The organism is Spirillospora sp. NPDC029432 (assembly GCF_040703975.1).
GTDB lineage: Bacteria > Actinomycetota > Actinomycetes > Streptosporangiales > Streptosporangiaceae > Spirillospora.
The window spans coordinates 1-14743 of sequence record NZ_JBEZWH010000019.1 but is presented as its reverse complement, the minus strand read 5'-3'; the positions used below and the strand labels follow the sequence as shown (position 1 = coordinate 14743).

At 73.5% G+C, this 14743-nt stretch carries 15 protein-coding genes; 7 read left to right on the top strand and 8 right to left on the bottom strand.

Translation table 11 applies throughout. From position 1 onward, the window contains the following. Positions 1-109: 109 nt before the first annotated feature. Genes aspS through AB0881_RS17485 form a run of 3 tightly spaced genes read right to left on the bottom strand, consistent with a single transcriptional unit; the run spans position 110 to position 3902 of the window. Entirely contained in the window at positions 110-1897 is a 1788-nt protein-coding gene (aspS, locus tag AB0881_RS17495; protein ID WP_366617944.1) for an aspartate--tRNA ligase, read from the bottom strand. Then, positions 1894-3162: a histidine--tRNA ligase gene (gene hisS, locus AB0881_RS17490; RefSeq protein WP_366617943.1), complete on the bottom strand. Its 1269-nt coding sequence runs from the start codon at positions 3160-3162 to the stop codon at positions 1894-1896. The genes aspS and hisS overlap by 4 nt, the downstream gene beginning before the upstream one ends. An 11-nt stretch (positions 3163-3173) precedes the next feature. Continuing rightward, positions 3174-3902, bottom strand: coding sequence for an MBL fold metallo-hydrolase (locus AB0881_RS17485; protein WP_366617942.1), 729 nt, complete (start codon positions 3900-3902; stop codon positions 3174-3176). Positions 3903-4230: 328 nt separating this feature from the next. Between AB0881_RS17485 and AB0881_RS17480 the strand changes: the two genes are divergently transcribed. Together AB0881_RS17480 and AB0881_RS17475 are read left to right on the top strand one after the other, a co-directional pair. Next, complete coding sequence (locus tag AB0881_RS17480; RefSeq protein WP_366617941.1) at positions 4231-5007, top strand: peptidylprolyl isomerase; 777 nt, start codon at positions 4231-4233, stop codon at positions 5005-5007. A gap of 31 nt (positions 5008-5038) precedes the next feature. Continuing rightward, positions 5039-6316 carry a DUF349 domain-containing protein gene (locus tag AB0881_RS17475; protein WP_366617940.1) on the top strand — a complete coding sequence of 426 codons (1278 nt, stop codon included), beginning with the start codon at positions 5039-5041 and terminating at the stop codon, positions 6314-6316. A 57-nt stretch (positions 6317-6373) separates the two neighbouring features. Here the strand turns inward: AB0881_RS17475 and AB0881_RS17470 are convergent, their stop codons facing one another. The 4 genes from AB0881_RS17470 to AB0881_RS17455 all read right to left on the bottom strand — a co-directional run bounded on the left by AB0881_RS17470 (position 6374) and on the right by AB0881_RS17455 (position 8779). Beyond that, positions 6374-6988, bottom strand: coding sequence for a TIGR03086 family metal-binding protein (locus AB0881_RS17470; protein ID WP_366617939.1), 615 nt, complete (start codon positions 6986-6988; stop codon positions 6374-6376). A 49-nt stretch (positions 6989-7037) separates the two neighbouring features. After that, complete coding sequence (locus AB0881_RS17465; RefSeq protein WP_366617938.1) at positions 7038-7682, bottom strand: DUF305 domain-containing protein; 645 nt, start codon at positions 7680-7682, stop codon at positions 7038-7040. After that, complete coding sequence (locus AB0881_RS17460) at positions 7679-8278, bottom strand: DUF3105 domain-containing protein (RefSeq protein ID WP_366617937.1); 600 nt, start codon at positions 8276-8278, stop codon at positions 7679-7681. The genes AB0881_RS17465 and AB0881_RS17460 overlap by 4 nt, the downstream gene beginning before the upstream one ends. A gap of 69 nt (positions 8279-8347) precedes the next feature. Continuing rightward, positions 8348-8779 (bottom strand): hypothetical protein, encoded by a 432-nt coding sequence (locus AB0881_RS17455; protein ID WP_366617936.1) that lies wholly within the window; start codon positions 8777-8779, stop codon positions 8348-8350. A 225-nt stretch (positions 8780-9004) separates the two neighbouring features. On the opposite strand from AB0881_RS17455, the gene AB0881_RS17450 reads away from it, so the two are divergent. From AB0881_RS17450 to ruvX, 5 genes are all read left to right on the top strand, one after another. Continuing rightward, the gene (locus tag AB0881_RS17450; RefSeq protein ID WP_366618048.1) at positions 9005-10270 is read left to right on the top strand and encodes a replication-associated recombination protein A; all 1266 of its coding nucleotides are present in this window, start codon (positions 9005-9007) and stop codon (positions 10268-10270) included. A 300-nt stretch (positions 10271-10570) separates the two neighbouring features. Continuing rightward, a complete protein-coding gene (locus AB0881_RS17445; RefSeq protein WP_366617935.1) occupies positions 10571-11029 on the top strand; it encodes a DUF948 domain-containing protein in 459 nt (152 codons plus the stop codon). A 22-nt stretch (positions 11030-11051) separates the two neighbouring features. Continuing rightward, positions 11052-11369: a DUF6167 family protein gene (locus AB0881_RS17440; RefSeq protein WP_366617934.1), complete on the top strand. Its 318-nt coding sequence runs from the start codon at positions 11052-11054 to the stop codon at positions 11367-11369. 2 nt (positions 11370-11371) lie between these two features. Further along, complete coding sequence (alaS, locus tag AB0881_RS17435; protein WP_366617933.1) at positions 11372-14041, top strand: alanine--tRNA ligase; 2670 nt, start codon at positions 11372-11374, stop codon at positions 14039-14041. 37 nt (positions 14042-14078) lie between these two features. Next, positions 14079-14537, top strand: a complete 459-nt coding sequence (gene ruvX, locus AB0881_RS17430) for a Holliday junction resolvase RuvX (RefSeq protein ID WP_366617932.1) — start codon at positions 14079-14081, stop codon at positions 14535-14537. 17 nt (positions 14538-14554) lie between these two features. Here the strand turns inward: ruvX and AB0881_RS17425 are convergent. Then, positions 14555-14743 (bottom strand): hypothetical protein (locus AB0881_RS17425; RefSeq protein ID WP_366617931.1); only part of this gene is annotated, 189 nt, incomplete at its 5' end.

Sequence of the window (14743 nt, the reverse complement as noted above, 5' to 3'; positions counted from 1 at the left end):
CGGCCTATCCGCGCACACCCGCCTCCCCCGGCCCCCGGGCCGCTCCCCCCCCCTCCCCCGCGACTGGCCCCGCCCCCCGCGGGGCCGCCCCTTCTCGCGAACGCGGTGGTCACTCCTGCGGGGCGGCGCCCTCCGCGGCCTCCTGCTCGGGCTTCCTCCGCTCCGGCTTCACGTCGACGCCCGCCTCCCTGCGCTGCTGCGGGGTGATCGGGGTCGGCGCGGCCGTCAGCGGGTCGTACCCGGACGCGGCCTTCGGGAAGGCGATCACGTCGCGGATCGAGTCCTGGCCCGCCAGCAGCATGATCATGCGGTCCCAGCCGAACGCGATGCCGCCGTGCGGCGGCGGGCCGAACTTGAACGCCTCCAGCAGGAAGCCGAACTTGGACTCGGCCTCCTCCTTCGACAGCCCCAGCACGTCGAAGACGCGCTGCTGCATCTCGGCACGGTGGATACGGATCGAGCCGCCGCCGATCTCGTTGCCGTTGCAGACGATGTCGTAGGCGTTCGCGAGGGCCTCGCCGGGCCGGTCCTGGAAGTCGTCGGCGTACTCGGGCTTGGGCGCGGTGAACGGGTGGTGCACCGACGTCCAGCCGACCTGCTCGCCCTTGTCGTTCTCGGCGGGCTCGAAGATCGGCGCGTCGACGACCCAGCAGAACGCCCAGGCCGACTCGTCGATCAGCCCGCGGCGGCGGCCGATCTCCAGCCGGGCGGCGCCGAGCAGCTCGCGCGTCGCGTGCGGCCTCCCGGCCCCGAAGAAGATCGCGTCGCCGGGGGCGGCGCCGACCTCGGCGGCGAGCCCGGCCTTCTCCTCGTCGGACAGGTTCTTGGCGACGGGGCCGCCGAGCGAGCCGTCCTCCTGGACGAGGACGTACGCCAGGCCCTTCGCGCCGCGCGCCTTGGCCCAGTCCTGCCAGGCGTCCAGCTCCTTGCGGGTCTGGGACGCCCCGCCCGGCATGACGACGGCGCCGACGTACGGGGCCTGGAAGACGCGGAACGAGGTACCGGAGAAGTACTCCGTCATCTCGGTGAGCTCGTTGCCGAAGCGCAGGTCGGGCTTGTCGGAGCCGTAGCGGGCCATGGCGTCGGCGTAGGTGATGTGGGGGATCTCCGGGATCTCGTACCCGGCGATCTCCTTCCACAGCCGCCGCACCAGGTCCTCGGCGACCCGCAGCACGTCGTCCTGCTCGACGAACGACATCTCGATGTCGATCTGGGTGAACTCCGGCTGCCGGTCGGCGCGGAAGTCCTCGTCCCGGTAGCAGCGGGCGATCTGGTAGTAGCGCTCCAGGCCGCCCACCATGAGCAGCTGCTTGAACAGCTGCGGGGACTGCGGCAGCGCGTACCAGTGGCCGGGCTTGAGCCGCACCGGCACCAGGAAGTCGCGGGCGCCCTCGGGCGTGGACCGGGTCAGCGTCGGCGTCTCGACGTTGACGAAGCCGTGCTCGCGCATGACCTCGTGCGCCAGGAAGGACGCCTCGGACCGCACCCGCATGGCGCGGGCGACGGCCTCGCGGCGGATGTCGAGGTACCGGTACTTGAGCCGGACCTCCTCGTTGACGTTGACGTCGCCCTCGATCGGGAACGGCAGCGGCGCGGCCTCGCTCAGCACCTGGATGTCGGTGGCCGCGACCTCGATGTCGCCGGTGGGCAGCTCGGGGTTCTCGTTCCCCGCGGGCCGCACCCGCACCTCGCCGGTGATCTTGACGCAGAACTCGCCGCGCAGGTCGTGCGCGGTGTCCTCCTCGCGGAACACCACCTGCGCGGTGCCGGAGGCGTCGCGCAGGTCGATGAACGTGACGCCGCCGTGGTCGCGCCGGCGCCCCACCCAGCCGGCCAGCGTGACCTGCCGGCCGGCGTGCTCCTTGCGGAGCGTCCCCGCCTCATGCGAGCGGATCATCTCGAAAGCCTTTCCTTCAACGTGGTAACGATCTCGGGGAGCGGCACGGCGGCCTGGTCGCCGCCCTCCAGGTCCTTCACCTGCGCGGACCCGGCGGCGATATCTCGCTCGCCGAGGATCACCGCGTACCGGGCCCCGGACCGGTCGGCGTCCTTCATGGCGCCCTTCAGCTTCTTGCCCCCGTACGCCATGTCGGCCGCGATCCCCGCCTTGCGCAGCTCGTCGACCAGCGCGAAGACCTTCCGCTCGGCGGTCTCGCCGAGGGCGACGCCGAACACCTCGCAGCGCGGCGGGGCGGCGAACTCGGCCCCCTCGGCCTCCAGCGCCAGGATCGTCCGGTCCAGGCCGAGGCCGAACCCGATGCCCGGCAGCGGCGGGCCGCCGATGTCCTCGGAGAGCCCGTCGTAGCGGCCGCCGCCGCCGATGCCGGACTGCGAGCCCAGCAGCGGGTGGTCGAACTCGTAGGTGGTACGGGTGTAGTAGTCCAGCCCGCGGACCAGCCGGGGCGTGTCCTCCCAGGCGATGCCCAGATCGGCCAGCAGCTCCCGGACCCGGTCGTGGTGGGCCTTGCAGTCGCCGCACAGGTGGTCGGCCATCAGCGGGGCGCCGGCGAGCTGCGCGACCACATCCGGCCGCTTGTCGTCCAGGACCCGCAGCGGATTGATCTCGATCCGGGCCCGGGTGGGCTCGTCCAGGTCCAGCCCGCGCAGGAACTCCTGCAGCCGGGCCCGGTACGCGGGCCGGCACTCGCGGCAGCCCAGCGAGTTCAGCAGCAGCCGCACCCGCGTCAGGCCCAGCGAGCGGTACCAGTTCGCCGCGATCGCGATGGTCTCGGCGTCGACCTGCGGGTCCTCGCTGCCGATCGCCTCCAGGTCGAGCTGGTAGAACTGCCGGTAGCGGCCCTGCTGGGGCCGCTCGGCGCGGAACGCCGGGCCGGTCGCCCAGACCTTGACCGGCAGCCCGCCCTGCTTGTGCAGGCCGTTCTCCAGCACCGAGCGCAGCACCGTGGCGGTGAACTCCGGACGCAGCGTCAGCGAGCGGCCGCCGCGGTCCTCGAAGGTGTACATCTCCTTGCTGACGACGTCGGTGGACTCCCCGACGCCGCGCCTGAAGAGGTTGGTGTCCTCGAAGACCGCCAGCTCCAGGTAGCCGTACCCGGCCAGCCGGGCCTGCTCGGCGAACGCCTGGCGGATGGCCGAGAACAGGTCCGCGCGCGGCGGTACGTATTCACTGACCCCCTTGGGGGCCTGAAAGCTCGAACTCATGATCTCTCTGCTCAGAATCCCTTGTCAGGACCGGGGCGCGCGGTCTTCCGGGGGGACGACCCCCCGGTTCCCTCCGTCAGGTCGGCGAGGAACGGATTGGTGGCGCGCTCGCGGCCGATCGTGGTCTGCGGGCCGTGGCCGGGCAGGACGGCCGTCTCGTCGGGCATGCCCAGGCACACCCGCGACAGGCTGGCGAGGATCTCCTCGTACGATCCGCCCGGCAGGTCGGTGCGCCCGATCGAGCCCGCGAACAGCAGGTCCCCGGTGAACATCACGTCCGGGACCTCCCCCGCCGGCGGCGTGCGGAACGTCACCGACCCCTTGGTATGGCCCGGGGCGTGGTCGACGGTGAACTCCAGCCCGGCCAGCTCCAGCGCGGCGCCGTCCGCCAGTTCCTTGACGTCGTCCGGCTCGCTCAGCGTCAGCCCGCCGAACAGCTCCTGGCCGGGCTGCAGGGACAGGCCCTTGGCCGGGTCGGTGAGCAGGTCGCGGTCGTCGGGGTGGATGTAGGCCGGGACGTCCTTGGCGCCGCAGACCGGCGCGACCGACCACACGTGGTCGAGATGGCCGTGGGTGAGCAGCACCGCGACCGGCTTGAGCCGGTGCTCGCGCAGGATCTCGTCGATCCCGGCCTCGGCCTCCTGCCCCGGATCGATGATCACGCATTCCTCGCCCGCGGCGGGCGCCACGATGTAGCAGTTGGCGGCGAACGATCCGGCTGGGAACCCGGCGACGAGCACGGTCGTCCTTCCTTCAGGCCCTGTGGGGCCGGTTTCGCTGGATATGTCCCTGGAAGATGTCCCTGAACGTTTCCTGGAACGTGTCCCTGGAGATTGCGGTCCTTCGCGCCGCGGCCGGGCCACACCCGGCCATCCGCGCGGTGGCTTCCGAGCGTACCGGCGCGGCCATGGCCACCGCGAACGAGATCGGCCGATCGCCGTGTCGGCGCGCGGTGGCGCACCGGCCGCGCCCGGCCGCCGGTCCCGCCCGTCGGCGGGGGACCCGGCGGTCTCCGGGGACCGCTACTATGCGCTGCACGTTCCCCTGATCACACCGGAGGCAAGGCACGTGGCGGGTAAAGACCGCAAGAAGGAACTCGCGCGGCAGCGCTACGAGCGGCAGGAGGCGCGCCGCCGGGCGCAGCAGGCGCGCGCCCGCCGCATCCGGATCTTCGGCTCGGTGGCCGCGGTCGCGGTGATCGCGGGGGGCGCCGGCGGCTTCATGGTGCTCACCGGCGACGACGAGAAGCAGGCCGAGCCCCAGGCCAAGGCCGCCGGCGACTGCACCTACAACAAGGCGGCCGACGACAAGGGCGCGCCCAAGGACCTCGGCACGCCCCCGGCCAAGCCCGCGCACAAGGGGCCGGTGCAGACGACGCTCAAGACGAGCCAGGGGACCGTCGGGCTCACCCTCGACGGCGCCAAGGCGCCCTGCACCACCAACTCCTTCGCGTTCCTGGCGGGCAAGAAGTACTTCGACGGCACCGAGTGCCACCGGCTGTCCACCAGCGAGGGCCTGAAGATGCTGCAGTGCGGCGACCCGACGGGCACCGGGCAGGGCGGCCCGGGCTACCAGTTCGCCGACGAGAACCTCGAGGGCGCCAAGTACCCCAAGGGCACGGTCGCCATGGCCAACGCCGGCGAGGGCACCAACGGCAGCCAGTTCTTCCTGGTGTACGGGGACTCGCAGCTGCCGCCGAGCTACTCGGTGTTCGGGAAGATCACCTCGGGCCTGGACGTCCTGGAGAAGGTCGCCAAGGCCGGGGTGGACAAGCCCGGCGAGGACGGCACGGGGAAGCCGAAGAAGAAGGTCGAGATCCAGAGCGTCGCGATCGCCGGGAAATAGGCGAACGGGATACTAAGGTGTGGAGGGCCCGATGGTCGTGAGCACGATCGGGCCCGCGATTCAGGAGGCAAGCGTGTCCAGCGCGACCGATCCCTGGGGCCGGGTGGACGAGGACGGCACCGTCTACGTGAAGACGTCCGACGGCGAGCGCGTCGTGGGTTCCTGGCAGGCCGGTGCACCCGAGGAGGCCCTGGCCTACTTCAAGCGCAAGTACGACGCGCTGGTCACCGAGATCGGGCTGCTGGAGCAGCGGCTGCGCACCACCGGCCTGCAGCCGGCCCAGGCCCAGCAGAGCATCGCCCGGCTGCGCGAGGCGGTGACCGACGCGCACGCGGTCGGCGACCTGGACAGCCTGGTCCGCCGGCTGGACGGCCTGACCGACCTGGTCGGCCGCAAGCGCGAGGAGGTCAAGGCCCAGCGCGAGCACGCCCGGCACGAGGCCCGCGAGATCAAGGAGCGGATCGTCGCCGAGGCCGAGCGGATCGCCGCCGAGGAGACGCACTGGAAGAACGGCGGCGAGCGGCTGCGCCGGCTGGTCGAGGAGTGGAAGGCGGCCGACCGGATCGACCGGCCGACCGAGACCGCCCTGTGGAAGCGGCTGTCGGCCGCCCGCAACGCCTTCACCAAGCGCCGCAAGGTCTACTTCGCCACCCTCGACGACCAGCGCGAGGAGGCCCGCCGGGAGAAGGAGCGCCTGGTCGCCGAGGCCGAGGAGATGACCGGCTCGACCGACTGGGGCGAGACCGCGGCCGCCTACCGCGACCTGATGCGCCGCTGGAAGCTGGCCGGGCGCGCCTCCCGGGACGCCGAGGAGGACCTGTGGGCCCGGTTCAAGGGCGCCCAGGACGTCTTCTTCGCGGCCCGCGCCGCAGCGTTCGCCGAGCGCGACGCGGAGCTGCGGGTGCACGCCGACGAGAAGGAGAAGATCCTCGCCGAGGCGGAGCGGCTGCTGCCCGTCCGCGACGTCCGGCAGGCCCGGCAGGCGCTGCGCGCGATCCAGGAGCGCTGGGAGGCCGCCGGCCCGGTGCCGCGCGACCAGCGCGACCGCTTGGAGGGCCGGCTCCGCAAGATCGAGGAGACCGTCCGGGGCGCCGAGGAGAACGAGTGGCGGCGCACCAACCCCGAGGCGCGGGCGCGCGCCGAGGCCACGGTGGCGCAGCTGCGCGGCTCGATCGAGCGGCTGGAGAAGGACCTGGCCAAGGCGCGCGACGCCGGCCGGGAGAAGGCCGTCAAGGACGCCGAGGAGGCGCTGACCGCGCGCCGCGCCTGGCTGGAAGAGGCCGAGCGCACCCTCGCCGAGTTCTCCTGACCACCGGCTCCCGACGCGCGTTCCCCGCGCTCCCGCCCGTCCCCCGCTAGCCCCTCGCTAGCCCGCAGGCTCCCCGGCCGCGCGGCCGAGGAAGGCCAGCAGCCGGGTCTGCTCGTCCGCGCGCGGTGGCGGGGGCAGCGCGGGCCCGAGCCGGCCGGCGGCGCGCAGGCCGGCGGCCACCACGTGCGCCGTCGCGAACGCGTGGTGCACCAGGTCCTGGTCGAGGCGGTCCGGCTGGCCGGTGGCGCGGGCCAGGTCCCAGGCGTGCACGAGCGGCTCCAGCACGTACGCGCCCAGGAAGTCGATCAGCGGCAGCTCGCCCAGCGCCCCGAACGGGATGGGGCGGCGCAGCGCCTCCGGGGTGAGCGCCGCGTCGCACTCCTTGCGGGCGGTGTGCCAGGCCGACAGGACGTCGCCGGTGGCGAACTCGCCCGGCCGGCCGCCGGCGCCCACGTCCACGCCTCCCGCGCCGGCGCCGCCCGCGTCCGGCGCCGGCCATCCGGTGGCCAGCGCCAGGATCGCGTACTGGCCACTGATCATGTGCCCGGCGACCTCGCGGGCCGTCCAGCGGTCGCATGGCGAGGGCGCCGACCAGCGGTCGCCGGGCACACCGCCCACCCTGTCCTCGAAGAGATCCAGTGCCCGCCGGTAGCCGCTGAGTGTCGGAGCCATGGTGGCCAGTGACCCGCGATCGGCGTTCGCTGTCAAGCGGTATGGGATGTTAGGCCCGGATGCCCCGTTCGCGCAGCATGTCGGTCATCAGGGTGATCTCTGACCGCTGCCCGTCCACCATGGTCCGGGCCAGCCGGCGCACCCGCGGGTGATCGGTGCGCGCCAGCACCGCCTCGGCCATCGCCACGCCGCCCCGGTGGTGGGCGATCATGAGCTGGAGGTAGCGCACCTCGGCGTCCCGGCCCGAGGCCTTCTCCAGCCGCGCGAGCTGGTCCCGCGTGGCCATTCCCGGCATCGCCGCCGCGCCGCCGCCGGACCCGGCCCGGCCGCCGCCGTGCCCGCCGTGGCCCGCCATCCACCGCATCCGGCCCGCCGGATCCGCCTTCGGCGCCCCCCACTCGTCCAGCCAGGCCGTCATCATGCCGATCTGCGCCGACTGGGTGTTGATGACGTCGTACGCCAGCAGCCGGACGCGCTCGTCCTCGGAACCGTCCCGGACCAGGAACGACATCCGCACCGCCTGGGCGTGGTGGACGCTCATGTCCCGCGCGAACCCCGCCTCGGGCCCGCCGCCGCCCGGCCGGTCCGGCCGCAGCCCCTGCCAGGCCGCCAGGAGCCCGGCGACGGCCAGGACGAGCGCCGCGAGGGCGGCGGTCGGACGCCGCCCCCGCGAGCCGGTGCTCCCGTCGGTCACGCCGCGTCCTTGGCGCCGCTGCACGCGGCACCCGGCTCCAGCGTCTGCGGGCCCTTCACGAACGCGCGCAGGAAGGCGTCCACGCGCGCGTCGGAGGCGTCCTGCAGCTTCAGCTGCTTGCCCCACGCCGTCATGATGATCGGCGCGTCCTGGCCGGCGTACGGGCTCATCATCGAGTAGTCGGTGTTCTCGATCTTGCCGCTCAGCCGCTCGATCTGGTCGGCCGCCAGGCCGGGCCGGTACGTGATCCAGACCGCGCCGTGCTCCAGCGAGTGGACGGCGTTCTCGTTGCGGAGCTGCTTGTCGTAGACGCGGGCGTCGCAGTTCTGCCACATGGGGTCGTGGTCGCCGCCCATGGGCGGGCTCGACTCGTACCGTACGGTCCCCGTCGTGTGGTCCTGGCCCAGGCCGTCCTTCTCGATCAGGCCGGCGATGGCGGCGTCGGCGGGGCGGCTCTGCAGGAACGCGTAGCCGATCGCCACGGCCGCCACCAGGCCGATGACGGTGAAGAACGCGATGCCTCCCCAGGGGACCTCGCGCTTGGTCAGGACGTTCTTCCGGTTGCGCTGCGCGCGGTTGCGGGCGCTTTTGGACATGGTGAAGCTCCCTCTCGGGCCGTACGTGCTCGGAAAAGGCGTGCGGTCAGGGCCGTGCGGCCCGGCCCGTCACAGCCTGAGCACCTGCAGAGAGGCGAGCGAGGGGGAGAGGAGCGCCGCGCGCACCGGCGGCGGCAGGAACCAGCCCGTACGGCGCGGCAGCGACCGCCCCGACCGGCGCGGCTTGGCTGCCAGCGCCAGAACCAGCAGGCCCGCCAGGACGGCCATGCACAGGCAGGTCGCGTCCATGGGGCTGAGCGGTGGAAGATCGACCGGCGCGCTGTACGCGGGGGCGGCGGTGGACGAGGGGGACGCGGCGCCCGCGTCCGGCGTCGCCGCGGCGACGCCGGCCGGGACGTGGACGAGGTGGGCGGTGCACACCTCGCGCGGCGGCCCGTGGCCCAGCCCGTAGCTGAAGACGAGCCCGGCCACGACGAACAGCGCCATGAGCAGCCCGGCGGGCCCATGGCGCGGACGCGGGGTCGTACGGCCCATCGTCACGCTGCGATTCCTCCTCCGGGGCAGATCTTAACCGCGCCGGGGAGCGCCGGGGATGTCCGGAGAGCGAGATAGTGTCGGAGCGTGACCAGCAGTGTGGATCCGGGGCAGCCGGAGGGACTGTTCGAGGCGCCGGGAGCGGAACCCGCGGGGGATACCGCCCCGGCCGCGGCCTCCGCGGCGGCGGGCGCGTCCAGGGGAGGGGCCGAGGAGCCGCTGGCCGTGCGGATGCGGCCGCGCGGCCTGGACGAGGTCGTCGGCCAGCAGCACCTGCTCGGCCCGGGCACCCCGATCCGCCAGCTCGTCGACCGCGACGTCCCGATGTCGCTGGTGCTGTGGGGACCGCCCGGCACCGGCAAGACCACCCTGGCCACCGTGGTCAGCCACGCCACCCGGCGCCGCTTCGTGGAGATCTCCGCGGTCAGCGACGGCGTCAAGCGGGTCCGCGCCGAGATCGACCTGGCCCGCCGCGAGCTGGGCATGACCGGCCGGCAGACCGTGCTGTTCGTCGACGAGGTGCACCGCTTCAACAAGGCCCAGCAGGACGCGCTGCTGCCCGCCGTGGAGAACCGCTGGGTCTCCTTCATCGGCGCCACCACGGAGAACCCGTTCTTCTCGGTGATCAGCCCGCTGCTGTCCCGCTCGCTGCTGCTGACCCTGGAGCCGCTCGGCGAGGACGACCTGCGCGAGGTCGTCCGGCGGGCGCTGGCCGACGAGCGCGGCCTCGGCGGGACGATCACGATGGACACGGCGGCCGAGGACCACCTGATCCGGCTGGCCGGCGGCGACGCCCGCCGCACCCTCACCTACCTGGAGGCGGCCGCGCTGGTCGTGGACGAGGGCGCGGCGATCGACGTGGACGTGCTGGAGAAGGCGGTCGACCGGGCCGCCGTCCGCTACGACCGCGAGGGCGACCAGCACTACGACGTCATCAGCGCGTTCATCAAGAGCATCCGGGGCAGCGACGTCGACGCCGCGCTGCACTACCTGGCCCGCATGATCGAGGCCGGCGAGGACCCCCGGTTCATCGCCCGCCGGCTGATCGTGCACGCCAGCGAGGACATCGGGATGGCCGACCCGACCGCGCTGCAGACCGCGACGGCGGCGGCGCAGGCGGTGGAGTACGTCGGGCTGCCCGAGGCCCGCATCAACCTCGCCCAGGCGGTGATCCACCTCTCCCTGGCGCCCAAGTCCAACGCGGTGGTCGTGGCCGTGAACGCGGCCATCACGGACGTGAAGAAGGGCGCCGCCGGCCCCGTCCCCGGGCACCTTCGCGAGGCCCACTACAAGGGCGCCGCCCAGCTCGGGCACGGGAAGGGCTACAAGTACGCCCACGACCACCCCGGCGGGGTCGTCCGGCAGCAGTACGCGCCCGATGCCGTGCACGGCCGCCGCTACTACAAGCCGACCCGGCACGGCGCGGAGGCGCGCTTCACCGAGGTGCTGGCGCGCATCCGCTCGGTCCTGCGGGGTACGGGCGACGGGAAGGACTGACGGGAAGGACTGACGGGAAGGCCCGAGATCACCGGCCGGGACGGGCGAATCCGATCTTCGCGGCCGGTGCTCCCGGCATCGGGCGGCCGTGCCCGGTAGATTGCCCGGAAGACCTCGGGTCCCGGGGGTTCCCGCCACGGCGGCGGGCCCGCCCCCGGAGGACGGGCGGGCCGTCCGACCCGCACGGTTCCGGCCGGTACCCACGGTAAGGTCTCTCCAGACCGAGCCCGGACCGGGCGCCGGCGCCGCGGCGGAGCCCCCGGCCCGGACCCGAGCCGAACGCAGCGAACGGAAACCCTGATGCTTACTGGTGGACAGCTAGCGGGCCTCATCGTGGCCGTGTTCTGGGCGGTGCTGGTCGCGTTCCTCGCTCTCACCCTCCTCAAGCTGGCCCGCCTGCTCAAGGAGGCGAGCGAGTTCGTCTCCGACCTGGGCGACCGCGCCGGGCCCCTGATGGAGGACATGACCCGCACGGTCAACCGCGCCAACGAGCAGCTCGGCCGCACCGACGTCATCACCAAGCAGGTCGCCGGCGTCACCCAGAACGTCTCCGCGGTCACCACCGTGATGACCTCGGTCGTGGGCGGCCCGCTGGTGAAGGCGGCGGCGTTCTCGTACGGCGTCCGCAAGGCTCTGGGCAACCGGGCGGAGGAGGCGAAGGCCCGCGAGGGCGCCGGCGCCTCCCGTCCCCAGCTGCAGAGCCGGTCCGGAGGCGGCCGGTCCGGAGGCAACCGATCCGCGGGCAAGGGGCGCCGGTGAGCACCGGCCGAAGCGAGGCACAATGAAGAGGCTCTTCTGGCTCGGCGTGGGCGCCGGCGCCGGGGTCTACGCCACGCACCGGGTCAAGCGCCGGGTGGAGCGCTTCGCGCGCACCTGGTCGCCCGAGGGCGTGGCGGCCCGCGCCGTCACCGCCGGGCACGGCGCGGGCGACCGGTTGAAACTTTTCGCCCAGGACGTCCGTACCGAGATGCGGACGCGGGAGATCGAACTCCGCGAGGCCGTGGCCATGGACCAGGCCCCGCCGGAGCTCGAGGGCCCGCGCCGCCGGGTCCTGAAGGCGCGTTACACGATCATCGACGACGACAAGGATGGCCACTGATCATGGAGTCGGCAGAGGTCGCACGCCGCTTCCTCGGTTTCTTCGAAGAGCGCGGGCACACCGTGGTGCCGTCGGCCGGCCTGATCGCCGAGGACCCCACCCTGCTTCTGGTGAACGCCGGGATGGTCCCGTTCAAGCCGTACTTCCTCGGCCAGCGCACCCCGCCGGCCGTCCGGATGACCAGCGCGCAGAAGTGCGTGCGGACCCCGGACATCGAGGAGGTCGGCAAGACCACCCGGCACGCCACGTTCTTCCAGATGCTGGGGAACTTCTCCATCGGCGACTACTTCAAGGAGGGGGCCATCCCCTTCGCCTGGGAGCTGCTCACCCGGCCCCAGGCCGACGGGGGGTTCGGCTTCCCCGAGGAGAAGCTGTGGGTCACCGTCTACACCGATGACGACGAGGCCGCCGGCATCTGGCGGGACAAGGTCGGCGTCCCCGAGGAGCGCATCCAGCGCCGCGGGCTGGCCGACAACTACTGGCACATGGGCGTGCCCGGCCCCGGCGGGCCCTGCTCGGAGATCTACTACGACCGCGGCCCCGAGTACGGGCGCGAGGGCGGCCCGGTCGTCGACGAGGACCGCTACCTGGAGGTCTGGAACCTCGTCTTCATGCAGTCGCAGCTCAGTGAGGTCCGCACCAAGGTGGACTTCGACATCGAGGGCGACCTGCCGGCCAAGAACATCGACACCGGCATGGGCCTGGAGCGGATGGCCGCCATCCTCCAGGGCGTCGACAACATCTACGAGACCGACACGCTGTGGAAGGTCCTCGACCGCGCGGCCGAGCTGACCGGCGCCCGGTACGGCCGCGACCAGCGCGCGGACGTGTCGCTGCGGGTCATCGCCGACCACGTGCGCAGCGGCACGATGATGGTCGCCGACGGCATCCGGCCCGGCAACGAGGGCCGCGGGTACGTGCTGCGCCGCATCCTGCGCCGCTCGATCCGCAACCTGCGGCTGCTCGGCGGCGAGGACGCCGGGCTCATGCACGAGCTGACCGCGGTCGCGGTGGCCGCGATGGGCGAGCAGTACCCGGAGCTGGTCCGCACCGCCGCCAACATCCACACGGTGATCGACGCGGAGGAGGACTCGTTCCTCCAGACCCTGCGCACCGGCACCGCGATCTTCGACCAGGCGGTGACCGACACCCGCAAGGCGGGCCGTACCGCGCTGGCGGGCGACCAGGCGTTCAAGCTGCACGACACCTACGGCTTCCCGATCGACCTCACCCTGGAGATGGCCTCCGAGCAGGGCCTCCAGGTCGACGAGGACGGCTTCCGCCGGCTGATGGCCGAGCAGCGCGACCGCGCCAAGAAGGACGCGCGCGAGAAGAAGACCGGCAACCTCGACGTCTCGGTGCTGGACGAGCTGCTCAGCGGTGCCGGCGGCAAGGTCGACTTCATCGGCTACACCGACGTGCTGGGCGAGGGCCGGGTGGCCGGGCTGCTGGTCAACGGCGCGAACGTGGCGGCCGCGGGGGAGGGCGCCGAGGTCGAGGTCGTGCTCGACCGCACCCCGTTCTACGCCGAGGGCGGCGGCCAGCTCGCCGACCACGGCGTGATCCGCACCGGCAACGGCGCCGAGATCGAGATCACCGACGTGCAGTCGCCGCTGCCGGGGCTGATCGTGCACCGCGGCCGGGTCCGCGCCGGCGAGGCGCGCACCGGCGACACCGCGCAGGCCGAGATCGACGTCACCCGGCGGCACGCGATCTCCCGCTCGCACACCGCGACCCACATGGTGCACGCCGGGTTCCGGCGGGCGCTGGGCGAGTCGGCGGCGCAGGCGGGCTCGGAGAACTCGCCCGGCCGCTTCCGGTTCGACTTCACCGCCTCCGGCGCCGTCCCGGTCAGCGTGCTGCGCGACGTCGAGGACGAGGTCAACGACGTCCTGATCAACGACCTGGACGTGCGGGCGTTCCACACCTCGATCGACGAGGCCCGCGCCATGGGCGCGCTGGCGCTGTTCGGCGAGAAGTACGGCGACGAGGTCCGCGTCGTCGAGGTCGGCGACTACTCCCGCGAGCTGTGCGGCGGCACCCACGTCGCCAGCTCCGGCCAGCTCGGCCTGGTCAAGGTGCTGGGCGAGTCCTCCATCGGCGCCGGCGTCCGCCGCGTCGAGGCGCTGGTCGGCATCGACGCGTTCCGCTTCCTGGCCAAGGAGAGCGTGCTGGTCAACCAGCTGTCGGAGCAGATGAAGGCGCGCAAGGAGGAGCTCCCCGAGCGGATCTCCGGCGTGGTCGCGCGGCTGCGCGACGCCGAGAAGGAGCTGGAGCGGCTGCGCTCCCAGCAGGTCCTGGCGATCGCCGGCGCGCTGGCCGACGGCGCCGCGGACGTGAACGGCATCGCGTTCGTGGGGCACCGCGCCCCCGACGGCACCGGCGCCGACGACCTGCGCAAGCTGGCGGTCGACGTCCGCGGCCGGCTGGCGGCCCGGCCCGCCGTGGTGATGGTGGTCGGCGTTCCCAAGGACCGCCCGGTCGTCGTCATCGCGGTCACCGAGGGCGCCCGCGAGCGCGGTCTCAAGGCCGGGGCCCTGGTCGGCGTGGCCGCCAAGACCCTCGGCGGCGGCGGGGGCGGCAAGGACGACCTCGCCCAGGGGGGCGGCGCCGACGCGGGGGCCGCGGGCGACGCGGTCGCCGCCGTGGAACGAGCGGTAGGGGCCGCGTGAGGACCGGCCCGGCGGGGACGGCGGGCGGGGCGGGCCGATGAGGAACGGCGTCCGGCTCGGGATCGACGTGGGGACCGTCCGGATCGGGGTCGCGCGCAGCGACCCCGCCGGCATCCTCGCCTCCCCGCTGGAGACGGTGAAGCGGGGCAAGGGGGACCTCGACCGGCTGGTGGCGCTCGCGGGCGAGCACGAGGCCGTCGAGGTGATCGTGGGACTGCCGACCTCGCTGTCGGGCCGGGAGGGCCCGGCGGCGGAGGCGGCGCGCAAGTTCGCGGCCCGGCTGGCGGGCCTGCTACCCCCCGAGGCGGTTCGCTTGTACGACGAGAGGCTCACCACGGTCACGGCCGAGAGCGGCCTGCGGGCGAAGGGAGTCCACGGCCAGGCCCGGCGCCGGGTCGTGGACCAGGCCGCCGCGGCGGTGCTGCTCCAGGCGGCATTGGACGGGGAGAGGTTGACGGGGCGGGCCCCAGGCGAGATCGTCCGGGGAAGCTCATGAACGACTTGGACCTCTTCTCAGACCCGTACGGCTCGGATCCGTACGGCGCCGACCCGTACGGCGCCGGCCCGCACGACCCGCACGACCCGCACGACCCGTACGAGGCGGACCGGCGCGGCGCCGAGCCGCACGGCGGCCGCGGGCGGCGCGGCCGGCCCCCGCAGGCCGCCCCGCGGGGTCGCGGCGGCGGTGGCGGTGGCCGTGGC

Bases quoted from the DNA above. Each gene is read 5' to 3' on its own strand.
- aspS (WP_366617944.1), bottom strand. From the start codon at position 1,897: ATGATCCGCTCGCATGAGGCGGGGACGCTCCGCAAGGAGCACGCCGGC.
- hisS (WP_366617943.1), bottom strand. From the start codon at position 3,162: ATGAGTTCGAGCTTTCAGGCCCCCAAGGGGGTCAGTGAATACGTACCG.
- AB0881_RS17475 (WP_366617940.1), top strand. From the start codon at position 5,039: ATGGTCGTGAGCACGATCGGGCCCGCGATTCAGGAGGCAAGCGTGTCC.
- AB0881_RS17470 (WP_366617939.1), bottom strand. From the start codon at position 6,988: ATGGCTCCGACACTCAGCGGCTACCGGCGGGCACTGGATCTCTTCGAG.
- AB0881_RS17460 (WP_366617937.1), bottom strand. From the start codon at position 8,278: ATGTCCAAAAGCGCCCGCAACCGCGCGCAGCGCAACCGGAAGAACGTC.
- AB0881_RS17450 (WP_366618048.1), top strand. From the start codon at position 9,005: ATGCGGCCGCGCGGCCTGGACGAGGTCGTCGGCCAGCAGCACCTGCTC.
- AB0881_RS17445 (WP_366617935.1), top strand. From the start codon at position 10,571: ATGCTTACTGGTGGACAGCTAGCGGGCCTCATCGTGGCCGTGTTCTGG.
- AB0881_RS17440 (WP_366617934.1), top strand. From the start codon at position 11,052: ATGAAGAGGCTCTTCTGGCTCGGCGTGGGCGCCGGCGCCGGGGTCTAC.
- alaS (WP_366617933.1), top strand. From the start codon at position 11,372: ATGGAGTCGGCAGAGGTCGCACGCCGCTTCCTCGGTTTCTTCGAAGAG.
- ruvX (WP_366617932.1), top strand. From the start codon at position 14,079: ATGAGGAACGGCGTCCGGCTCGGGATCGACGTGGGGACCGTCCGGATC.